The sequence below is a fragment of the Sphingobacterium arenae genome (assembly GCF_014692505.1).
Classification (GTDB): Bacteria; Bacteroidota; Bacteroidia; order Sphingobacteriales; family Sphingobacteriaceae; genus Sphingobacterium; species Sphingobacterium arenae.
Genome location: NZ_JACNYK010000002.1, coordinates 957780 through 975837, shown reverse-complemented (window position 1 = coordinate 975837; position 18058 = coordinate 957780). Strand labels below are relative to the sequence as shown.

Genomic DNA, 18058 nt, shown 5'->3' with positions numbered 1-18058 from the left:
TTCGACATAGCACGAAGTCGTTGTATTGGCATAGTTTTAGTAGGTTCTTAGACTGAAATAGAAATAAAAATTTATGGGGTATAACGTGGTATTTAAATACGCTGTTTTAGTGTTGTGGTGTATGTCGGGTATGTCGGCGTTTGCGGTAAATACCTCGTTTGAAGAAGTAGTGGAAAATGCATCCACAGCATTAAAAGAAGGCAACGCGAAGAAATTGGCGGCTATTTTTGATAACAGCGTCAATCTTTCTGTAAAAAGAGACGAGGGCGCGTTTACAAAATTTCAGGCCGAGTTGCTGTTGAATGATTTTTTTCGGACAAATAAAGTGGATGGGCTGAAGGAGATGCAACGGGCTAATAATTCAACGACCTCATTCGTTGTTTTTTCATTGAAAACTAATTCAACAAACTATCGGGTGTTTATAAAATTTATACAGCCTAATAATAAGGAATTTAAGATTGCTGAAATACGGATTGAATAGGAATACGCTTTTAAAAGTTGATATAGAATTTTATAATAAAATATTTTTTTGTCATCTTCGCTTATTAATTTAATTCGAGTAAATGGCAGTTGAGTTGAGTAAACTGGAACATTTTGTGGCGTTAGCGTTGCAAGAAGATGTAGGAGATGGCGACCATACTTCCTTATCCACCATTGAAGAAGGGGTAGGGGGAGAAGCAAAGCTGCTTGTTAAAGATACCGGCGTTCTTGCTGGAGTCACTATAGCAAAAGATATTTTTCAATTAATAGATTCTGGGTTGGAAGTGCACCTCGTATTGCAAGATGGCATGGAAGTCAAACCAGGCGATATAGCGTTTTTTGTGCGGGGAAGCGTGCATAGCATTTTAAAGGCGGAACGATTGGTGTTGAATGTGATGCAACGCATGTCGGGAATTGCCACACGAACCAAGTTATATGCAAATCAATTGATAGGAACAAAGGCTAAAGTCTTGGACACCCGTAAAACTACACCATTATTACGCTTTTTGGAGAAAGAAGCGGTGTGGATTGGTGGTGGGGCTAATCATCGGTTCGGACTCTATGACATGATCCTCATCAAGGATAACCATGTAGATTATGCTGGAGGCATTTCCAACGCTTTAGCGAGCGCCCAAGCTTATCGAACTACTAAAGAGTTGTCTATCCCGATAGAAATAGAAGTCCGGAGTTTTCAAGAACTGGAAGAAGTATTATCTAATGAATATGTGGATCGGGTTATGTTCGACAATTTTACACCTAAAGATGTGGAGAAGGCGGTACGGCTGGTGAACGGCCGTTTGGTGACGGAAGCTTCTGGTGGAATAACATTGGAAACTATTCGCGATTATGCGTTGACCGGAGTGGATTATATTTCGGTGGGTGCATTAACACATTCTGTAAAAAGTTTAGATCTAAGCTTAAAAGCTAAAATTGTATAGTTACCTTTAGGAAGCTTAAATTAATATATGATTTCGATTTATCTAATAGGCATAGTTATCTTAGCTTATCTGTTTGGTTCCATTCCTTCTGCGGTATGGTTCGGCGGGGCTTTCTATGGGGTGGATGTGCGAGAATATGGAAGTGGGAATGCCGGAGCAACCAATACCTTTCGGGTGCTAGGGAAAAAAGCCGGATCGATTGTTATGTTTGTAGATATATTCAAAGGTTGGACAGCCACCAATTTACCTTATCTGCTAGATACGGCCGTTGTCGGCATACCGACTTCTGTACAATTTGTTAACTTTCAATTGGCATTGGGTGTTATCGCAGTGTTAGGACATCTTTTTCCCATATTTGCAGGCTTTCGAGGTGGAAAAGGCGTAGCAACATTGTTCGGGATGGTTATTGCTATCCATCCGGAAGCGGCGTTGTGTTGTGTAACGGTGTTTCTGTTGACATTGTTGATCACACATTATGTGTCGCTTAGCTCTATATTGGCGGGATTCACGTTTCCGTTTAGTGTCGCATTTATTTTCCATACGTCGGTACCAGCAGTGCTACTATATGGGATCGCCATCTGTGCCTTGATACTGGTAACACATCAAAAAAATATTGAAAGACTTTTAAAAGGGCACGAATCTAAGATTTATTTGTTTAAGAAAAAGAAGATGTAGCGTTATATCGGGATGGGACATCATATGCTAAGGGATAGCGAACGGAGAAACCGCCACCGGATTTTGTAGCTGAAAAATGTCATATTTTGAGCTTTTAGGCATAGGATTTGTACCGTATTGTTTTTATCTGTTACGTTTGTAGACAAACTGAATTATTATGAAAAAGGTTTTTAAATATATTTCGTTAGCAACGATTGTAGCGATTATCGCAGGATGTTCTACCGTGCCGTTGTCCGGTAGAAAGCAATTGTCGTTGGTAAGTGACGATCAGATACAGCAGCAGGCTGCGGTGGCGTATAAGGAGTTTTTGGGAAATCCGAATACCAAAGTAGTTACGGGTACGTCGGATGCAACATTAGTAAAAAGAGTAGGTAACCGGATTGCTTCTGCGGTAAACCAGTACTTGAAAACAGAAGGGCTGGCGAACCAATTCAATTTTAATTGGGAATTTAATTTGGTGCAAAGTGGCGATGTGAACGCATGGTGTATGCCTGGAGGAAAAGTTGCAGTATATACGGGTATTTTGCCGTTTACAGCGAATGAAGATGGTCTTGCCACGGTAATGGGACATGAAATTGCACATGCGATTGCTCGTCATTCGATGGAGCAGATGTCTAACCAATATGCTTTGCAGATGGGGGCGCAAGTTTTGGGGGTAGCAACTTCAGGAAAAAGCTCTATCGTACAAGGGTTGGTAAACAATGCTTACGGTATCGGAGGACAATTGGCAATGTTAAATTACTCGCGTGGGAATGAATCGGAAGCGGATCAGCTAGGCTTAATGTTTATGGCGATGGCGGGGTATAATCCACAGCATGCGGTATCTTTTTGGGAACGTATGGCGGCGGCGAAATCTAAAGCTAATTCAACACCAGAATTTTTGAGTACACACCCTAGTGATGCTAGACGGGTTCGAGATATTCAGAAGCTTATTCCGCAAGCAATGCAATATTACAAAAGATAAAAAGAAAGGGCTCGCAATGCGCGGGCCCTTTCTTTTTATCTTTTTTTCTTAGCGAAATATTGTTCAATCTCTTCTAATGAAAAAGCATTTAGACAACGTTCGGGAGATAGCCCTCCTTTGCGGGCTACATATACGCCGTATTGCATGTCCGTTAACCCTTCGGTACGGTGTGCATCTGGATTTATAGATAGCAATACGCCTTTTTCCAATGCATGTCGTTGCCATCGCCAATCCAGATCGAGGCGTAAAGGGTTGGCATTGATTTCAATAACCACTTGATTGGCGGCACAAGCATCTATTACTTTTTTGTAGTCAATCGGGTAGCCGGGTCTGCTGAGTAGCAAACGACCTGTAGGATGCCCCAGAATGGTTGTGTGGGGATTTTCTATCGCCGTGATTAAGCGCTGTGTCGCTTTTTCTTCTTCCATCCGTAAGTTGCTATGAATGGAAGCAACGACGAAATCAAATTTTGCGAGTATCTCATCGGGATAATCCAAACTGCCGTCGGACAGAATATCCGATTCGATTCCTTTGAAAATCCGAAAAGGTGCTAATTTGCTATTTAAGTGTTCTATTTCTTGCCATTGTTCTTGTACCCTTTCTATACCAAGACCGCTAGCATACACAGCGGTCTTAGAATGGTCGCAGATACCGAAATAGCTCAACCCAAGTTCCTCCTTACAATATGTTGCCATTTGTTCCAGAGAATGTACACCATCGCTATAAGTCGAGTGATTGTGCAAGCTACCTTTCAGGTCGGCATAGGTGATAAGTTGGGGGAGATCTCCGTTTTTTGCCCAATCAATTTCTCCTGCCCCCTCTCTTAGCTCGGGTTCGATATAAGGTAACCCCAAAGCACTATAAATGGCTTCCTCCGATGAAAGTGCCGGTATATTTTCTTGGATGGCTCGGAGCGTTTGTATATGTGTGTCATTTCCTGTACTGAATAGGAGATCACGGGCAAAATGTTCTTCGGTTGTTCCTTGGATATGGTAACGAATTCCCAACTCGTCAGTTAAATGGACGGTTGCCTCCGATTGTTCGTCGATGGTATAGCCTGGTGTATCGTTTATAAAGGCTACGATCTCTTGGACAGAAATGGTTGTCAATATATCGATGGAAGCAATGATTTCATATTTACGTCTAAAATCTCCAGTTAAAGCATGTTGTTGATCCGGAAAACGAGAGACCAAGTCGCCTAGAAAGGTGGAGGCCCTTTTTTCTACTTTAGCGTAAAGAAATAAGCCTTGATTGGCATTAGAAAACTCGATGGCTTTACGGATTTCTTCCTGCGTTTTTAAACCGAAACCTTTTGCGTCTTTCAGTCGATTTTCGTTACAGGCATAAAGAAGCTCTCCAATAGATTCAATCCCTAGATCTTTCCAGATGGCCTGGATTTTTTTTGGTCCCAGCCCTTTTATGGTCAACATAGCCAAAACGCCGGGTGGTGTCTTCCCGACGAGATTGTCTAGTTCGGGAAAAGAACCTGTTTCCAAAATGGCTATGATTTTTTCTGCCGTACTTTTACCGATCCCGGGCTGCGTACTGAGTTGATCGACGGATGCGTCCACCGCTGGAAAAGGAAGCTTATCAATCTTGAAAGAAGCAGAGGCCATAGCTTTTGTTCGAAACGGGTTATCGTTGAACAGCTCCATGAGTTGGCTGTATAATTTAAAAACTTTAGCTATGGCTTTGTTTTCCATGATTCTTTTTATGAATGATACTCGATTTCTGTTTCCTTTTCTATATCTGGTCGCTTGTATTTGTTGATGATCAAGCGGATACCACTATTTTTGGTGAAAAATTTTATTGACCAGTTCACAAAGGTCACCAATTTGTTTCTAAATCCAAAAATAGAAACCAAATGGACAAACATCCAGGTAAGCCACGCTAAAAATCCTTTCATGTGGAAACGGCCCATATCAACTACCGCTTTATTTCGCCCAATGGTGGCCATAGAGCCCTTATCGAAATATTTAAAATCAGAAACCTGTTGGTTATTCATATGTTTTAGGATGTGTTTGGCCACATACGCGCCTTGTTGTTGAGCCGCTGGTGCCACACCCGGGAGCCCTCGTGGCGTCTCGTCAGTAATCATCGCCGCGACATCACCGATTGCATATACATTTTCCAATCCACTTACGCGGCACTGTCCATCTGTTTGGATACGGTTACCACGCTGAATAATTTCCGGATGTATTCCGGCGGGAAATTGTCCCATCACTCCAGCGCCCCATATTACGGTCTTGGTTGGGATACTTTCTCCGTTGGAGAATGTAATGGTGTTGCCATCATAGCCAGTCACTTGAGTGTTGAGCAATATATTTACCCCAAGATCTCGGAGGTAACGCTCGGCGTCTTGGGAAGATTTTTCCGACAACGCAGCTAAGATCTTTTCAGTACCCTCGACAAGATATACTTTCATTTCATTTTTAGAGAGCTCGGGATAGTCTTTTTTGAGCATGTGAAGCTGAATTTCGGCTATCGCCCCAGATAGTTCTACACCTGTAGGGCCACCGCCTACCACAACGAAATTAAGAAAACGCTCCCGGTCGTGATAGTTTTTTCGAAGTACGGCCTCCTCTAGATTTTGCAAAACATAACTTCGAATATTTAGAGCCTCATGAATACTTTTCATCGGCAGGGCATATTTTTCTACTTGTCTATTACCGAAAAAATTGGATGTAGCACCTGTCGCAATTACCAGATAATCGTAATCATAATCACCTACGGATGTCTTAACAATTTTTTCTGTGTGATCGATTTCAGTAACATCAGCCATTCTAAATCGAAAGTTATGCTGTGACTTGAACATTTTACGGATTGGAAAGGAAATGGCATCTGCTGCTAATGTTCCAGTAGCGACTTGATACATCAATGGCTGAAAAGTATGGAAGTTATTCCTGTCGATTAGTAATACTTCAACTTCTTTATCTTTTAAACGCCGGGCAATTTCGATACCACCAAAGCCACCTCCGATGATAATCACTCTCGGAAAGCTTCTTTCAGAACGATCTAATAACATGATAAACTAATTTTGTTCTATTTTGGGGCAAAAGTACGAAAACATCGCGTAAAAATTTACGTATTTGTTATTGTAACGCGCCTTTGATTTTTAACCTCAATCCCTCATGGTCGTTCGTGAGGTGCAATTGGCAGGCTAACCTGCTTTTGGAGTCTGCATCAGGCAGTGTATCCAACATATCTAGTTCTTGATCCGATGCTTCAGGTAAGTTGTCTCCGCCGTCAATTACCTGTATATGACAAGTCGCACATAGTGCCATACCACCGCAGGTCGCGAGGATGTTGTACGCTGAAGCTTTTAGGATTTCCATTAGACTTAAATTGATGTCTGTAGGAATTGCTATCGTCTGGGTTGCGCCATCACGATCTTCGACGGTGATGTGGATTGTATTTTCCATTTAAAATGCGTTGACACCATTTACAGTAGTGTATTTAAAACTTAATTTTTGATCCGGATAAATATATTTGAAAGCACTTTGGCACATCAAAGCAGCCTCGTGGTATCCACATAGGATTAATTTAAGTTTTCCAGGGTAGGTGTTGATGTCGCCAATGGCATAGATACGTTCGATATTAGTCCTGTAATCGAATGTGTCGACCTCTATCGCATTCTTATCAATATTTAATCCCCATTCGGCGATTGGACCCAATTTTGGGCTTAACCCGTATAAGGGAATGAATTCTTCCGTAGGTACTACAATGTTTTCCTTTTGCTTGTTGACTAGTTGGATGTGTTCTAAATGACCGTTTCCGCCAAGGGAAACAAGATTATGAGACAAAAGTAGATTTATTTTTCCCTCCTGGGCCAGTCGATAGACCTTTTCAGCAGAATCGGGCGCACCTCGGAAGGAGTCGTTTCGATGTACGAGTGTTACCTCTTTTGCCACGGTAGTAAGATAAACGGTCCAGTCGAGTGCGGAATCACCACCTCCAGCGATAACGATGCGCTTATCGCGGAAGCGTTCGGGATTTTTGACCATATAATGCACATGTGATTTTTCATAAAGCTCTAAATTGATCAAGTCTGGCTTTCGCGGTTCGAAGCAGCCCAGTCCGCCAGCAATAACAACTACTTGACAATGAATGACAGTACCATCAGAGCCTATGATGTGATACGATCCATCGTCTTGCCTTTGTAAACTTTCTACGCGTTCTCCTAGTGTAAACGTAGGTTGGAACGGTGCAATTTGTTCCATTTGCTTATCGATAAGTTCTTGCGCTTTTATGTTAGGGTAGCCGGGAATGTCATAAATAGGCTTGTGGGGGTAGATTTCCGAAAGCTGACCACCGATTTGAGGTAACACATCGATTAAATGGCATCTCATTTTCAATAAACCGGCCTCGAATACAGCGAATAAGCCAACAGGACCGGCCCCAATAATGCATATATCTGTTTTTATCATCGTGTTATTTTTTATTTTCCTTGAACATTCAAATTATTATATATAGTATTTAGTATTCTGGTGAAATTTTTGAAATCCTCTTCTGAAAGATTCTCCCAAGCTTTCATACGAATTTGAGCGATCTCTGGAGAGAGCTCTTTTACTTTGTTTTCTCCTTGTGTCGTCAATTGTATGAGCAAACATCGTCTGTCTTCTGGATGTTCTACACGTTCCACTAGTTCTTTTTTTATGATGATATCGACAATACGAGTTAGGGTAGGTTGATCTTTCCCTGTCTTTTCAGCAAGTTCCTTATGTGTCATGGGGTCTTCCTTATAGAGGGTCTTTAAGATCGACCATTGATCGATAGTAATATCAAAAGATTTTTCCGAAAAGGAAGTCTGGGCGTATTGTTTTACACGTCTGGCGGTACGATCCAGAATGAAAGAATATTGAGTGTATATTTCCTTTTGCATGGCAATTATTAGTGTGACAAGTAAATTTACAAAAAGATTAATACACTACAAAAAAAGCTTGGATTTTATCCCAAGCTTTTTTTGCTACCCATGAATCCATTTAAATTTATATTGAATCTCTGGGATTTTTATTCTGTCTGCCAATCGTGTGAGACGATCAGGTAATTTCATGAGGTAATCCCGCGCTTTTTCTCCCTTTTCGTTCAAGTCAGTCACTTTGTCGATGGCCCATTCACGGTTAAGGTCCTTGAGAATCTCGACGTAATCTAGTGCTGTATATACTTCCATGCGCTGTGCCGCATCGGAGAAATGCGCAAATGCTTCTCCTTGTGGTTCGCCTGCTTCGCGTAGAAAATGGGCAGGCATGACAATCTTCTTTCGCATCATATCCTCGAAGGCAATCATGACCTCGCTCGGGTCTACTTTCATGGCGTGTGATATAAATGACATATACGCTTTGGCGTGCCGAGCTTCGTCCGCTGCAATTACCCCACACATTTTGGCTAACAATTTATCACCTGATTTTTTAGAAATACCTGCTACCCGACGGTGCGATACATTTGTCGCTAGCTCTTGAAACGAGGTATAAATAAAATTACGGTACGGATCGGCACCTGTGCCAATATCGAAACCATCCCTTATCAAATATTGAGTTGATATTTCAAATTGTCGCATATCAATGCGTCCTGATAAATATAAATATTTGTTCAGTAGATCGCCGTGACGATTCTCTTCTGCAGTCCAAGCCCTCACCCATCTCATCCATCCTCCTTGTTCATTTTTCTCCACATCTTCGACCATTGTCAACCAGGATTCGTAAGTTGGAAGGGCTTCTTCAGTGATGGTATCCCCGATAAGAACAGCAACTAAATCATAGGGAAGCTCTTTTGCACTTTCCTGCAGGTCTCTAACTTCTTCAAAAAAAGTGTGGCGTGAGGAATCGGGTAAGAAATCAGCTGGTTGCCACATTTCTTCTACTGGCTTTAGATACTCGCTCATTTCCTTCAACATGAACGGCTCTAAATATGCCATAACCTCTTTTCTCGAGCCTTCAGGTATATTTAATGGTAATTCTTGCATATCTTATACAAAGATAACCAATTGCGAATAAAATAAAGCGATAAAGAGAGACAAAAAAAGAATACATCATATTGACCAATTTTCATGCTTAATATACTAACTTTGTAGGATATTTAAGGAGTATATACATTGGGAACTTTTGATATAGAAAAAATACGGGCGGATTTTCCAATACTGGGTCGAGAAGTAAACGGTAAGCCCTTAGTTTATTTTGACAACGGTGCTACCACGCAAAAACCGAGACAGGTTATTGATGCGATAACACGTTATTATGCGGATATGAATAGTAATGTGCATCGTGGCGTACATTATCTGAGTCAGATTTCCACCGATGCTTTTGAAGTAACACGCCGTAAAGTGCAGACATTTATCAATGCAAAGTATGAGCATGAAATCATTGTCACCAAAGGTACAACGGAGGCTATAAATATTATTGCGTCCTGTTATGGTCGTGCATTTATAAATGCAGGAGACGAAATTATTATTTCCGCCATGGAACACCATTCGAATATCGTACCTTGGCAAATGCTGTGTGATGAGAAGGGTTGTAAGTTGCGTGTTATTCCAATGAATGATAAAGGCGAGTTGGATATAGAAGCTTATAAGTCGTTGTTTTCGGAACGGACAAAACTGGCTTCGTTCACCTATGTGTCTAATGCTTTGGGGACAGTAAATCCTGTAAAACAGATGATCGATATTGCACATGATCATCGTGTGCCTGTATTGATTGATGGAGCACAGGCGATACAGCACGTAGCCATAGACGTGCAGGCACTCGATGCGGATTTCTTTGCTTTTTCAGGACATAAGATGTATGGCCCAACGGGGGTTGGTGTATTGTATGGGAAAGAAGAATTGTTGAATAAAATGCCTCCTTATCAGGGTGGGGGAGATATGATTAAGGATGTGACCTTTGAAAAGACCACTTATAATGAACTGCCATTTAAATTTGAGGCCGGAACACCTAATATTGAGGCAGGGATTTGTCTGGGCGACGCTATAGATTATATAGAAGGTATCGGCTTAGAGACGATCAAGGTTTATGAAGATGAGCTATTGGCTTACGCAACATCGCGTTTGTCAGAGATTGATGGAATCCGCTTTATCGGTACCGCAGCCCAAAAATCTTCCGTTATTTCTTTTGTTGTAGATGACGTGCATCCTTATGATATTGGTGTCATATTAGACAAATTGGGCATTGCGGTGAGGACAGGACATCATTGTGCACAGCCGGTTATGGATGCTTTCGAAATATCTGGGACGGTGCGGGTCTCCTTGGCAATGTATAACACCAAGGAAGAGGTGGATATCTTAATGGTAGGATTGAAAAGGGCATTAAAAATGTTACGTGATTGATATACCGTGTAAACCATTAATTAAAAATGACGATAAACGAAATACAAGACGAACTTATTGAGGATTTTGCTTTTTACCAGGACTGGATGGAAAAATATGAATACATCATCCAATTGGGAAAGGAGGTCCCTTTGATCAAAGAAGAATATAAAAGAGACGATTATATTATAAAGGGCTGCCAATCAAAAGTATGGCTATATCCAGAGTTACGAGACGGGAAAGTATATTTTACAGCTGACAGTGACGCGATTATTACGAAAGGTTTGGTGAGTTTAATGGTAAAAGTGCTTTCTGGGCATACCCCAAAGGAGATCGCACAGACAGAACTTTATTTTATTGATGAGATCGGATTGAAAGAACATCTTTCTCCTACACGTGCCAATGGTTTACTGTCTATGGTCAAACAGATGAAATTGTATGCCGTGGCTTTGCAAATGAGAAATTAACATGTTTTTTCTATCTATACGGAAACGTGTTGAACATTTACCTTTTCTCCAAAAAATATTGACGCTTTTTCTTCGAAACCGAGGGCGTGGTCTGTAGTGAAAAATTGCATACGACTATTTTTTGAACAGATTTCTTCGATTTCGGGGTGGCGATGAAGATAATCGACCAAGCTATTGGCAATGAGTTCCCCCTGTGGCAAGACCTGTACATGAGCTGGCGTATGCTGACGTATAAGAGGGAGCAATAAGGGGTAATGTGTGCAGGCGAGTATGAGGGTGTCAATATCAGGGCTCTGTTCAAGTATCTCCTGAATATCGCTATGGATAATTTCACTTGCTGTTTCACCTTTTATTTCATTTCGTTCGACAAGCGGTACCCACAGCGGACAAGCATGTTGATATACTTTTATTTCTGGATGGAATTTCGTGATTTCTATTTTATAGGACTCGGACAATACGGTACCCTGTGTCGCAAGCACACCTACTTCGTTTGTCTTGGTGTACTGATGAATAGATTCCGTGGTTGGGCGAATAACGCCCAATACTTTTTTCCCTGTAGGAAGATCATTCTGCTGAATCGTTCGTAAAGCCTTTGCGGAAGCGGTGTTACACGCTAGAATGACGAGGTTGCAACCCAAATCGAATAATTTAAATACACAGGATTTTGTGAAATCATAAACTTCCTCAAACGACCGAGTGCCGTAAGGTACCCGTGCATTATCGCCCAAATACACGTAATCGTATAAAGGTAAACTGTCCTTAATTTTACGAAATACAGTTAATCCTCCGTAACCGGAATCAAATATACCAATCGGACCCTGCTTTGCTGTATTTATCATTGTATCTCTGTCAGCTTCTTTTGTAAGGCAAAGATGGTTTTTCTTTGTAAGTTTTCCAACTATAATATCGTTACCTTTGGTGCGAAATAAAATTAGGAATAATAATTGTTGGGTAGAACAAGTATAATATATTTTAATTTATGAAGTTTCATTACTTTTTTGTTTTAGTGTCCTTTGCAGTGTTTACTGCCCCGTCTCCCGTAAAGGGACAAGTTAAAAACCAACCTTATTCATACCAGCACTATCAAAAATACGACGAACTTCTCTATTCGCCGGATACACGGATACATACCGCTACAAAGCCTTTTCTTTTTAAAGGGAATTTATTGGCTAGGTACGATTCTATCCAAAGTTTGAACCAAGTGGACTCAGATAATATTTTTATGCGGAAGATATTCAATGAGCATTTAGTAGAAATTCATAAAGAAGATCATAGCTTTTACTTGGATTTTTTGCCTGATTTTGTGATCGGAAAAGAAATGTTGGGTGCGGATAAAAGAACAACCTGGTTGAACACGCGTGGGATTCAAGTAGGGTTGAATATTAAGGATAAATTTACATTTTATGCGAATGCATTTGAAAATCAAGGTGTTTTTCCGAATTACCTTACCGACTATATAGATAGGTCTGGGGTGATTCCCGGCCAAGGAAACACAAAGCACTTATCAAATAACAAAAAGGACTGGATGTATGCTACGGCCAGTCTGACCTATGACTTTAACGATTATTTCCAAACCACATTGGCATATGACAAAAACCATATTGGAGATGGTTACCGCTCGTTATTACTGTCAGATTTCTCCTCAAATTATGCGCATTTGAAATTCACGGGTAAGATTGGGAATGTACAATATACGTCGATATGGGCATATATGAACGACCCGAGAAATCCGCGCGTAGATTCGCTCAATTCTGGAGGTCGGTTTGGTGATGGTAGCAAATGGGGAGCTTTCCAATATTTGGATTATAACGCAACAAATCGTTTGTCGATTGGTTTCTTTCAAGCAGTTGTATGGGCAAATCGTAACGAAGCAGGGCACCGCGGATTCGATTTTAATTATGTTAATCCTATCATTTTCCTGCGTCCGGTGGAATCCAACAATTCGACGTCACCGGATAAAATGTTCTTGGGATTAAATGCCAAGTATAAAATATGGAATAATATTACTGCCTATGGCCAATTTTTGTTAGGCGAGTTCACGGCCAAAGAGTTTTTTGCCGGCAATGGTTATGCACATAACAAGTGGGGTACACAGCTTGGGGTAAAAGGTTTCAATATCTTTAAGGTGCAAAACCTCAACTTCTTAGCGGAATATAATGTGGTACGACCTTATACGTATCAACATTTTGTATCCATCTCTAATTATAGCAATAATGGGGAACCCTTGGCTCACCCTAGGGGGGCAAATTTTAAAGAATTAATTGGGATGGCCAATTATTCTTGGAACCGTTTTGATTTTTCAGTCCAGGGCGTCTATAGTCGTTTCGGTACAGACCCGGATCCCTTGACAAATATGGGAGGCGATATTTTTCAGTCATATAGGTCTATTCCCAATATGTATGATAATTACATCGGACAAGGTGTAAAGAATGACCTTTACTATGCTGACATAAAAGCGGCTTATGTATTGAATCCGAAATACAACTTACGCTTGGAGTTAGGATACACGCAACGGTATAATAAGATCGAGGGTTCGCCAACAGAGAAATCTGGTGTTATTAGTTTCGGCCTTCGGTCTTCATTCCGTAATTTTTATGGAGATATATAGGATATTCTTATCTTTATGCACAGTATTTAGCTAGCGTATGAAGAAGATCATGATCATAAATGGCCCTAATCTAAATTTATTGGGGGTACGAGAAAAAAATATTTACGGAAGTCAGGATTTCGAGTCTTTTTTTGAAGTATTAAAACAAAAGTACTCAACAGTTCATCTGTCTTATTTTCAAAGCAATCACGAGGGCGAAATCATCGACAAAATACATGAGATTGGTTTCTCTTATGATGGTGTGGTACTTAACGCAGGCGCGTATACGCATACTTCGATTGCCATTGGAGATGCTATTGCGGGCGTTACGACCCCAGTAGTCGAAGTCCATATCTCCAACGTGCATCAACGTGAAATATTTCGTCACCATTCCTATCTGGCCCAAAATTGTGTGGGGGTTATTTGTGGTTTTGGGTTAAATAGCTATACATTAGGGATAGAGAGTTTTTTATAGTTGTCATTGCTGAACGGCGATTTATTGGGGTTAGATCACCGTTCAGCGTTATTTTAGTTATTTTTCGGCTTTCGAAAAATAAGATACAACCCTACAATCATAAACGGAATACTTAACAATTGCCCCATATTAAACTTCATGGTGTCTTCAAATGCCTCTTGGTTTTCTTTGTAGAATTCCAAGACAAATCGTGCTCCAAATAATAATACCAAGAATATACCGAACAGATATCCTGGCTTTGGCTTTGCATTTTTTTGGTACATTGTCCACAAAATTAGGAAAATGACAATGTAAGCAAGGGCTTCATATAACTGTGCTGGGTGACGGGCTACCATATCTATCCGCTCAAAGACAACGCCCCATGGTAAGGTGGTCGGAAGACCGATAATTTCTGAGTTGAAAAAATTGCCCAGTCGTACAAAGGCACCTGCCAGTGAAACCACTATAATTAAACGGTCCGCAATCCACATGAAATCGGTTTTCGTTTTTCGGGAAAACAGCCAAAGCGCTATCAAAATGCCGATGGCACCTCCGTGACTGGCAAGTCCTTGAAATCCCGTAAGTTCAAAACTACCGTCAATCATACGGAAGGGAAGGATCATTTCCAATGGATGTTTACTGTAGTAATCAAACTCGTAGAATAAACAGTGTCCCAACCTTGCACCAATTAAGGTTCCTAGAAAGATATAAATACTTAATTGATCTAATAGTTCTTGTGTTTTTCCTTCTCTTTTGAAAATTTTTAACATCAGGACATAGGATACGACAAAGGCGGCTAAAAAGCATAATGCATAGTAGCGCAGGCCAAAGGAACCTATTTCAAAAATGATAGGATCTATATTCCAATGGATAACATTTAATATTGCGTGCATAAGTCTTCAATTGTGTGGTAAACCTAAATAAATTTATTTTTATATGCAATATAACTGCGGATGCATATAAAATAAATTATTCGGATCCTATGTCTTTTAAGGCGCTCATGGGCACTATGTGGTTATTTCGCCCTCTTCAGCCATCAAGGGTTATTTTATAGAGGAAATATATAGGTTATCCTTTATAAAATCAATATTGCATTAAATTTCTTATGCTATTTCCTTGAAATTCCTAACTTTGATAACTGTGGAATATTCCAAATTCTATGGTCTGTAGATATAGTCTGAATGTATGGCAAATAAAAAAGAAAAGAAGAAACATGTCTCCGTGGTAACGGATAAATCGCTAAAGTTTTTTGAAAAGTACATTAATAATCCGTCGCCGACTGGCTTTGAATGGGAAGGACAGCGTTTATGGTTGGATTATCTGAAACCTTACGTAGACAAAACTTATATTGACAATTACGGTACAGCAGTAGGTATTATCAATCCTGATGCACCCTATAAAGTCGTTATCGAGGCTCATGCCGATGAAATATCATGGTTTGTTAATTACATCACCAAAGAGGGACTAATATACGTTATCCGAAATGGAGGGTCGGATCATCAGATCGCACCTTCTAAACGTGTGAACATTCATACGGATAACGGCATGGTGAAAGCTGTTTTTGGATGGCCGGCTATACATACGCGTTCCGGCGAGAAAGAGGATGCCCCCTCCTTGAAAAATATCTTTTTGGATTGTGGTGCAACCTCCAAAGACGAAGTGGAGGAGATGGGGATTCACGTAGGTTGTGTAGTAACCTATGAAGATGAATTTATGGTACTTAACGACCGCTATTACGTAGGGCGTGCGTTAGATAATCGTGCCGGAGGTTTTATGGTTGCTGAAGTTGCAAGATTATTAAAGCAGAACAAAAAGAAATTACCTTTTGGACTGTATATTGTAAATGCTGTACAAGAGGAAATCGGTTTACGTGGAGCAGAAATGATTACCCATTATATCAAGCCTAATCTCGCCATTGTTACGGATGTAACGCATGATACGCAAACGCCGATGATTAATAAAATTACGCAGGGCGATTTAGCCTGTGGCCAAGGACCCGTACTGTCTTATGCGCCTGCTGTACAGATCAATTTAAATAAGCTTTTGATAGCTGTGGCTAAGGAAAATGATATTCCGTTTCAGCGACAGGCGTCTTCTCGTTTTACCGGAACAGATACTGATGCTTTTGCTTATTCCAACGGCGGTGTGCCATCAGCTTTGATCTCATTGCCTTTACGATATATGCATACAACCGTAGAGATGGTACATAAAGAAGATTTAGACAATGTTGTACGGCTTATTTATGAGGTTTTGCTCAAGGTCGAAGATGGGCAAGATTTTAGGTCGTTTGTTGTATAAATAACTGAAAAAGGAACAAAAAGTTTAAAGAACCAAAATGGACATTAATTTTATGGATTTAAAGAACAATAATAACGAAGAGGCAGAGAATAATGAACTGAGTATAGAGTTGAATGAAGAGATAGCTGAAGGAACATATAGTAATTTAGCTATTATCACACATTCTAGCTCTGAATTTGTGTTGGATTTTATTCGCATCATGCCTGGAATACCCAAAGCAAAGGTTAAGTCCAGAATTATCTTAACACCAGAGCACGCTAAACGGTTGTTAGGCGCATTACAGGATAATGTTAATCGATTTGAAGCCGCCAACGGCACTATCAAAGCGGGCGAGCCGGGGTTGCCACTAAATTTTGGTGGTCCGAAAGGGGAAGCATAAGATGGATATACAAGTTAGAAACTTAACCATTGAAGACTACAAGGATTTAAAGCGCTCCATGGAGAAGGCCTATGGCGACGATACGGGCGATGTGTGGACGCGGGAAAATATCATAGATTTGATAGAGGTTTTTCCCGAAGGACAACTTTGTGTGGAGGTAGACAGACGTGTAGTGGCCTGTGCGCTTTCATTGATCATCGATTCGAAGAAAACCAATATTTATAAGAAATATTACGAGATTATAGATGACGGAAAGTTTTCGACACATGATTATGAAGGTGATATCCTTTATGGAATAGAGGTATTCGTACATCCCGACTTCCGATCTCTGCGGTTAGGCAGACGTTTGTATGATGCTAGAAAAGAACTGTGTGAGCAAATGAACCTCCGTGGAATTGTTGCGGGCGGGCGTATACCCAATTACCATGCCTACGCGGATAAAATAACGCCACGGACATATATTGAAAAAGTAAAGCGGAAAGAAATTTTTGATCCGACACTCACTTTTCAATTGTCCAATGATTTTCATGTCTCTAAGATTTTGAAGAATTATCTTCCAGAAGATAAAGAGTCGAATGAATTTGCTACTCTATTGCAATGGGATAATATATACTATGACCCTGATGCAATATCTTCTTCTGCTTCTAAACAAACAACCAGATTGGGTCTGGTGCAGTGGCAAATGCGGTTGTTTAAAGATATAAACGACTTCTACGATCAAGTGGAATTCTTTGTTGATGCTGTGAGTGATTACGGGTCAGACTTCGTCATGTTTCCGGAGTTTTTCAACACGCCATTGATGAGCCCGTACAATGATTTGCCTGAGCACGCAGCCATGGAGAAGCTTTCGGAGTTGACCGCAGAAATTGTCGAAAAGCTTCAAGAATTTGCAGTGTCTTATAATGTCAATATCATCGCCGGATCTATGCCGATCAGGGAGTATAAGAAACTTTATAACGCATCGTATTTGTGCCATCGTAATGGAAAATTGGACGTACATAAAAAGATTCACATTACGCCTAACGAGTTCAAATACTACGGGATGGTTGGCGGAAATGAAATCAAGGTATTTGATACGGATTGTGGAAAAGTTGGGCTTTTGATATGTTATGATGTGGAATTCCCGGAAGTTAGCCGTATTATGGCGGACCAAGGCATGCAAATACTTTTTGTACCATACATGACCGATACCCAAAATGGTTATTTGCGGGTAAGGGCCTGTGCGCAAGCTCGAGCAATCGAAAACGAATGCTATGTCGCAATTGCTGGTTGTGTAGGAAATTTACCACGGGTGAATAATATGGATATTCAATATTCGCAATCGGCTGTTTTTACCCCGTCGGACTTTGCGTTCCCTAACAATGGTATCAAAGCAGAAGCTACACCAAACACCGAAATGGTGCTGATAGCGGACGTTGATTTATATGCACTTCGGGATCTACATGAATACGGAACTGTAAAAATATTGAAAAATAGAAGAAAGGATTTATACGAGGTGAATCTCCTAAAGTAGGGAGAT

Annotated in this window: 19 protein-coding genes; 11 read left to right on the top strand and 8 right to left on the bottom strand. The window is 40.6% G+C overall.

Annotated features, from left to right (window positions below; genetic code table 11):
• Positions 1 to 73: 73 nt before the first annotated feature.
• From H8B17_RS10390 to H8B17_RS10375, 4 genes are all read left to right on the top strand, one after another.
• A complete protein-coding gene (locus H8B17_RS10390; RefSeq protein ID WP_190309098.1) occupies positions 74 to 481 on the top strand; it encodes a DUF4783 domain-containing protein in 408 nt (135 codons plus the stop codon).
• Between the two features lie 82 nt (positions 482 to 563).
• The gene (gene nadC, locus H8B17_RS10385) at positions 564 to 1418 is read left to right on the top strand and encodes a carboxylating nicotinate-nucleotide diphosphorylase (protein WP_190309097.1); all 855 of its coding nucleotides are present in this window, start codon (positions 564 to 566) and stop codon (positions 1416 to 1418) included.
• A 27-nt stretch (positions 1419 to 1445) separates the two neighbouring features.
• The gene (plsY, locus tag H8B17_RS10380) at positions 1446 to 2093 is read left to right on the top strand and encodes a glycerol-3-phosphate 1-O-acyltransferase PlsY (RefSeq protein ID WP_190309096.1); all 648 of its coding nucleotides are present in this window, start codon (positions 1446 to 1448) and stop codon (positions 2091 to 2093) included.
• Positions 2094 to 2250: 157 nt separating this feature from the next.
• Complete coding sequence (locus tag H8B17_RS10375) at positions 2251 to 3057, top strand: M48 family metallopeptidase (protein WP_190309095.1); 807 nt, start codon at positions 2251 to 2253, stop codon at positions 3055 to 3057.
• Between the two features lie 35 nt (positions 3058 to 3092).
• Here the strand turns inward: H8B17_RS10375 and H8B17_RS10370 are convergent, their stop codons facing one another.
• From H8B17_RS10370 to H8B17_RS10345, 6 genes are all read right to left on the bottom strand, one after another.
• Positions 3093 to 4760 carry a DNA polymerase/3'-5' exonuclease PolX gene (locus tag H8B17_RS10370; protein ID WP_190309094.1) on the bottom strand — a complete coding sequence of 556 codons (1668 nt, stop codon included), beginning with the start codon at positions 4758 to 4760 and terminating at the stop codon, positions 3093 to 3095.
• Between the two features lie 8 nt (positions 4761 to 4768).
• Positions 4769 to 6082, bottom strand: coding sequence for an NAD(P)/FAD-dependent oxidoreductase (locus tag H8B17_RS10365; RefSeq protein WP_190309093.1), 1314 nt, complete (start codon positions 6080 to 6082; stop codon positions 4769 to 4771).
• 67 nt (positions 6083 to 6149) lie between these two features.
• The gene (locus H8B17_RS10360) at positions 6150 to 6479 is read right to left on the bottom strand and encodes a 2Fe-2S iron-sulfur cluster-binding protein (protein ID WP_190309092.1); all 330 of its coding nucleotides are present in this window, start codon (positions 6477 to 6479) and stop codon (positions 6150 to 6152) included.
• Positions 6480 to 7484, bottom strand: coding sequence for an NAD(P)/FAD-dependent oxidoreductase (locus tag H8B17_RS10355; protein ID WP_190309091.1), 1005 nt, complete (start codon positions 7482 to 7484; stop codon positions 6480 to 6482).
• A gap of 11 nt (positions 7485 to 7495) precedes the next feature.
• The gene (locus H8B17_RS10350) at positions 7496 to 7939 is read right to left on the bottom strand and encodes a MarR family winged helix-turn-helix transcriptional regulator (RefSeq protein ID WP_190309090.1); all 444 of its coding nucleotides are present in this window, start codon (positions 7937 to 7939) and stop codon (positions 7496 to 7498) included.
• An 84-nt stretch (positions 7940 to 8023) separates the two neighbouring features.
• Positions 8024 to 9019 (bottom strand): acyl-ACP desaturase, encoded by a 996-nt coding sequence (locus H8B17_RS10345; RefSeq protein ID WP_190309089.1) that lies wholly within the window; start codon positions 9017 to 9019, stop codon positions 8024 to 8026.
• A gap of 129 nt (positions 9020 to 9148) precedes the next feature.
• On the opposite strand from H8B17_RS10345, the gene H8B17_RS10340 reads away from it, so the two are divergent.
• Together H8B17_RS10340 and H8B17_RS10335 are read left to right on the top strand one after the other, a co-directional pair.
• Complete coding sequence (locus H8B17_RS10340) at positions 9149 to 10375, top strand: cysteine desulfurase (protein WP_190309088.1); 1227 nt, start codon at positions 9149 to 9151, stop codon at positions 10373 to 10375.
• 26 nt (positions 10376 to 10401) lie between these two features.
• Positions 10402 to 10821 carry a SufE family protein gene (locus H8B17_RS10335; RefSeq protein WP_190309087.1) on the top strand — a complete coding sequence of 140 codons (420 nt, stop codon included), beginning with the start codon at positions 10402 to 10404 and terminating at the stop codon, positions 10819 to 10821.
• 14 nt (positions 10822 to 10835) lie between these two features.
• Here the strand turns inward: H8B17_RS10335 and murI are convergent, their stop codons facing one another.
• On the bottom strand, positions 10836 to 11660 hold the full coding sequence (gene murI, locus H8B17_RS10330) for a glutamate racemase (protein WP_190309086.1): 825 nt from the start codon (positions 11658 to 11660) through the stop codon (positions 10836 to 10838).
• A 140-nt stretch (positions 11661 to 11800) separates the two neighbouring features.
• Between murI and H8B17_RS10325 the strand changes: the two genes are divergently transcribed.
• Both H8B17_RS10325 and aroQ read left to right on the top strand, forming a co-directional pair.
• On the top strand, positions 11801 to 13429 hold the full coding sequence (locus tag H8B17_RS10325) for a gliding motility protein RemB (protein ID WP_190309085.1): 1629 nt from the start codon (positions 11801 to 11803) through the stop codon (positions 13427 to 13429).
• 37 nt (positions 13430 to 13466) lie between these two features.
• Positions 13467 to 13883 carry a type II 3-dehydroquinate dehydratase gene (gene aroQ / locus H8B17_RS10320; RefSeq protein WP_190309084.1) on the top strand — a complete coding sequence of 139 codons (417 nt, stop codon included), beginning with the start codon at positions 13467 to 13469 and terminating at the stop codon, positions 13881 to 13883.
• A 53-nt stretch (positions 13884 to 13936) separates the two neighbouring features.
• Here the strand turns inward: aroQ and lgt are convergent, their stop codons facing one another.
• Positions 13937 to 14755 carry a prolipoprotein diacylglyceryl transferase gene (gene lgt, locus H8B17_RS10315; RefSeq protein WP_190309083.1) on the bottom strand — a complete coding sequence of 273 codons (819 nt, stop codon included), beginning with the start codon at positions 14753 to 14755 and terminating at the stop codon, positions 13937 to 13939.
• Positions 14756 to 15047: 292 nt separating this feature from the next.
• On the opposite strand from lgt, the gene H8B17_RS10310 reads away from it, so the two are divergent.
• The 3 genes from H8B17_RS10310 to H8B17_RS10300 are packed head-to-tail and all read left to right on the top strand — an operon-like array spanning position 15048 to position 18052.
• Complete coding sequence (locus H8B17_RS10310) at positions 15048 to 16160, top strand: M42 family metallopeptidase (protein WP_190309082.1); 1113 nt, start codon at positions 15048 to 15050, stop codon at positions 16158 to 16160.
• A 37-nt stretch (positions 16161 to 16197) separates the two neighbouring features.
• Positions 16198 to 16539 carry a DUF3467 domain-containing protein gene (locus H8B17_RS10305; RefSeq protein ID WP_223816477.1) on the top strand — a complete coding sequence of 114 codons (342 nt, stop codon included), beginning with the start codon at positions 16198 to 16200 and terminating at the stop codon, positions 16537 to 16539.
• 1 nt (position 16540) lies between these two features.
• Entirely contained in the window at positions 16541 to 18052 is a 1512-nt protein-coding gene (locus tag H8B17_RS10300; RefSeq protein WP_190309081.1) for a carbon-nitrogen hydrolase family protein, read from the top strand.
• The last annotated feature ends 6 nt before the right edge of the window (positions 18053 to 18058 follow it).

Excerpts from the sequence above, each read along its gene's own strand:
- H8B17_RS10360 (WP_190309092.1), bottom strand. The coding sequence starts at position 6,479 with ATGGAAAATACAATCCACATCACCGTCGAAGATCGTGATGGCGCAACC.
- nadC (WP_190309097.1), top strand. The coding sequence starts at position 564 with ATGGCAGTTGAGTTGAGTAAACTGGAACATTTTGTGGCGTTAGCGTTG.
- aroQ (WP_190309084.1), top strand. The coding sequence starts at position 13,467 with ATGAAGAAGATCATGATCATAAATGGCCCTAATCTAAATTTATTGGGG.
- H8B17_RS10390 (WP_190309098.1), top strand. The coding sequence starts at position 74 with ATGGGGTATAACGTGGTATTTAAATACGCTGTTTTAGTGTTGTGGTGT.
- H8B17_RS10300 (WP_190309081.1), top strand. The coding sequence starts at position 16,541 with ATGGATATACAAGTTAGAAACTTAACCATTGAAGACTACAAGGATTTA.
- murI (WP_190309086.1), bottom strand. The coding sequence starts at position 11,660 with ATGATAAATACAGCAAAGCAGGGTCCGATTGGTATATTTGATTCCGGT.
- H8B17_RS10375 (WP_190309095.1), top strand. The coding sequence starts at position 2,251 with ATGAAAAAGGTTTTTAAATATATTTCGTTAGCAACGATTGTAGCGATT.
- lgt (WP_190309083.1), bottom strand. The coding sequence starts at position 14,755 with ATGCACGCAATATTAAATGTTATCCATTGGAATATAGATCCTATCATT.
- H8B17_RS10345 (WP_190309089.1), bottom strand. The coding sequence starts at position 9,019 with ATGCAAGAATTACCATTAAATATACCTGAAGGCTCGAGAAAAGAGGTT.
- H8B17_RS10355 (WP_190309091.1), bottom strand. The coding sequence starts at position 7,484 with ATGATAAAAACAGATATATGCATTATTGGGGCCGGTCCTGTTGGCTTA.
- H8B17_RS10305 (WP_223816477.1), top strand. The coding sequence starts at position 16,198 with ATGGACATTAATTTTATGGATTTAAAGAACAATAATAACGAAGAGGCA.
- H8B17_RS10350 (WP_190309090.1), bottom strand. The coding sequence starts at position 7,939 with ATGCAAAAGGAAATATACACTCAATATTCTTTCATTCTGGATCGTACC.
- H8B17_RS10310 (WP_190309082.1), top strand. The coding sequence starts at position 15,048 with ATGGCAAATAAAAAAGAAAAGAAGAAACATGTCTCCGTGGTAACGGAT.
- H8B17_RS10325 (WP_190309085.1), top strand. The coding sequence starts at position 11,801 with ATGAAGTTTCATTACTTTTTTGTTTTAGTGTCCTTTGCAGTGTTTACT.
- plsY (WP_190309096.1), top strand. The coding sequence starts at position 1,446 with ATGATTTCGATTTATCTAATAGGCATAGTTATCTTAGCTTATCTGTTT.
- H8B17_RS10370 (WP_190309094.1), bottom strand. The coding sequence starts at position 4,760 with ATGGAAAACAAAGCCATAGCTAAAGTTTTTAAATTATACAGCCAACTC.
- H8B17_RS10365 (WP_190309093.1), bottom strand. The coding sequence starts at position 6,082 with ATGTTATTAGATCGTTCTGAAAGAAGCTTTCCGAGAGTGATTATCATC.
- H8B17_RS10335 (WP_190309087.1), top strand. The coding sequence starts at position 10,402 with ATGACGATAAACGAAATACAAGACGAACTTATTGAGGATTTTGCTTTT.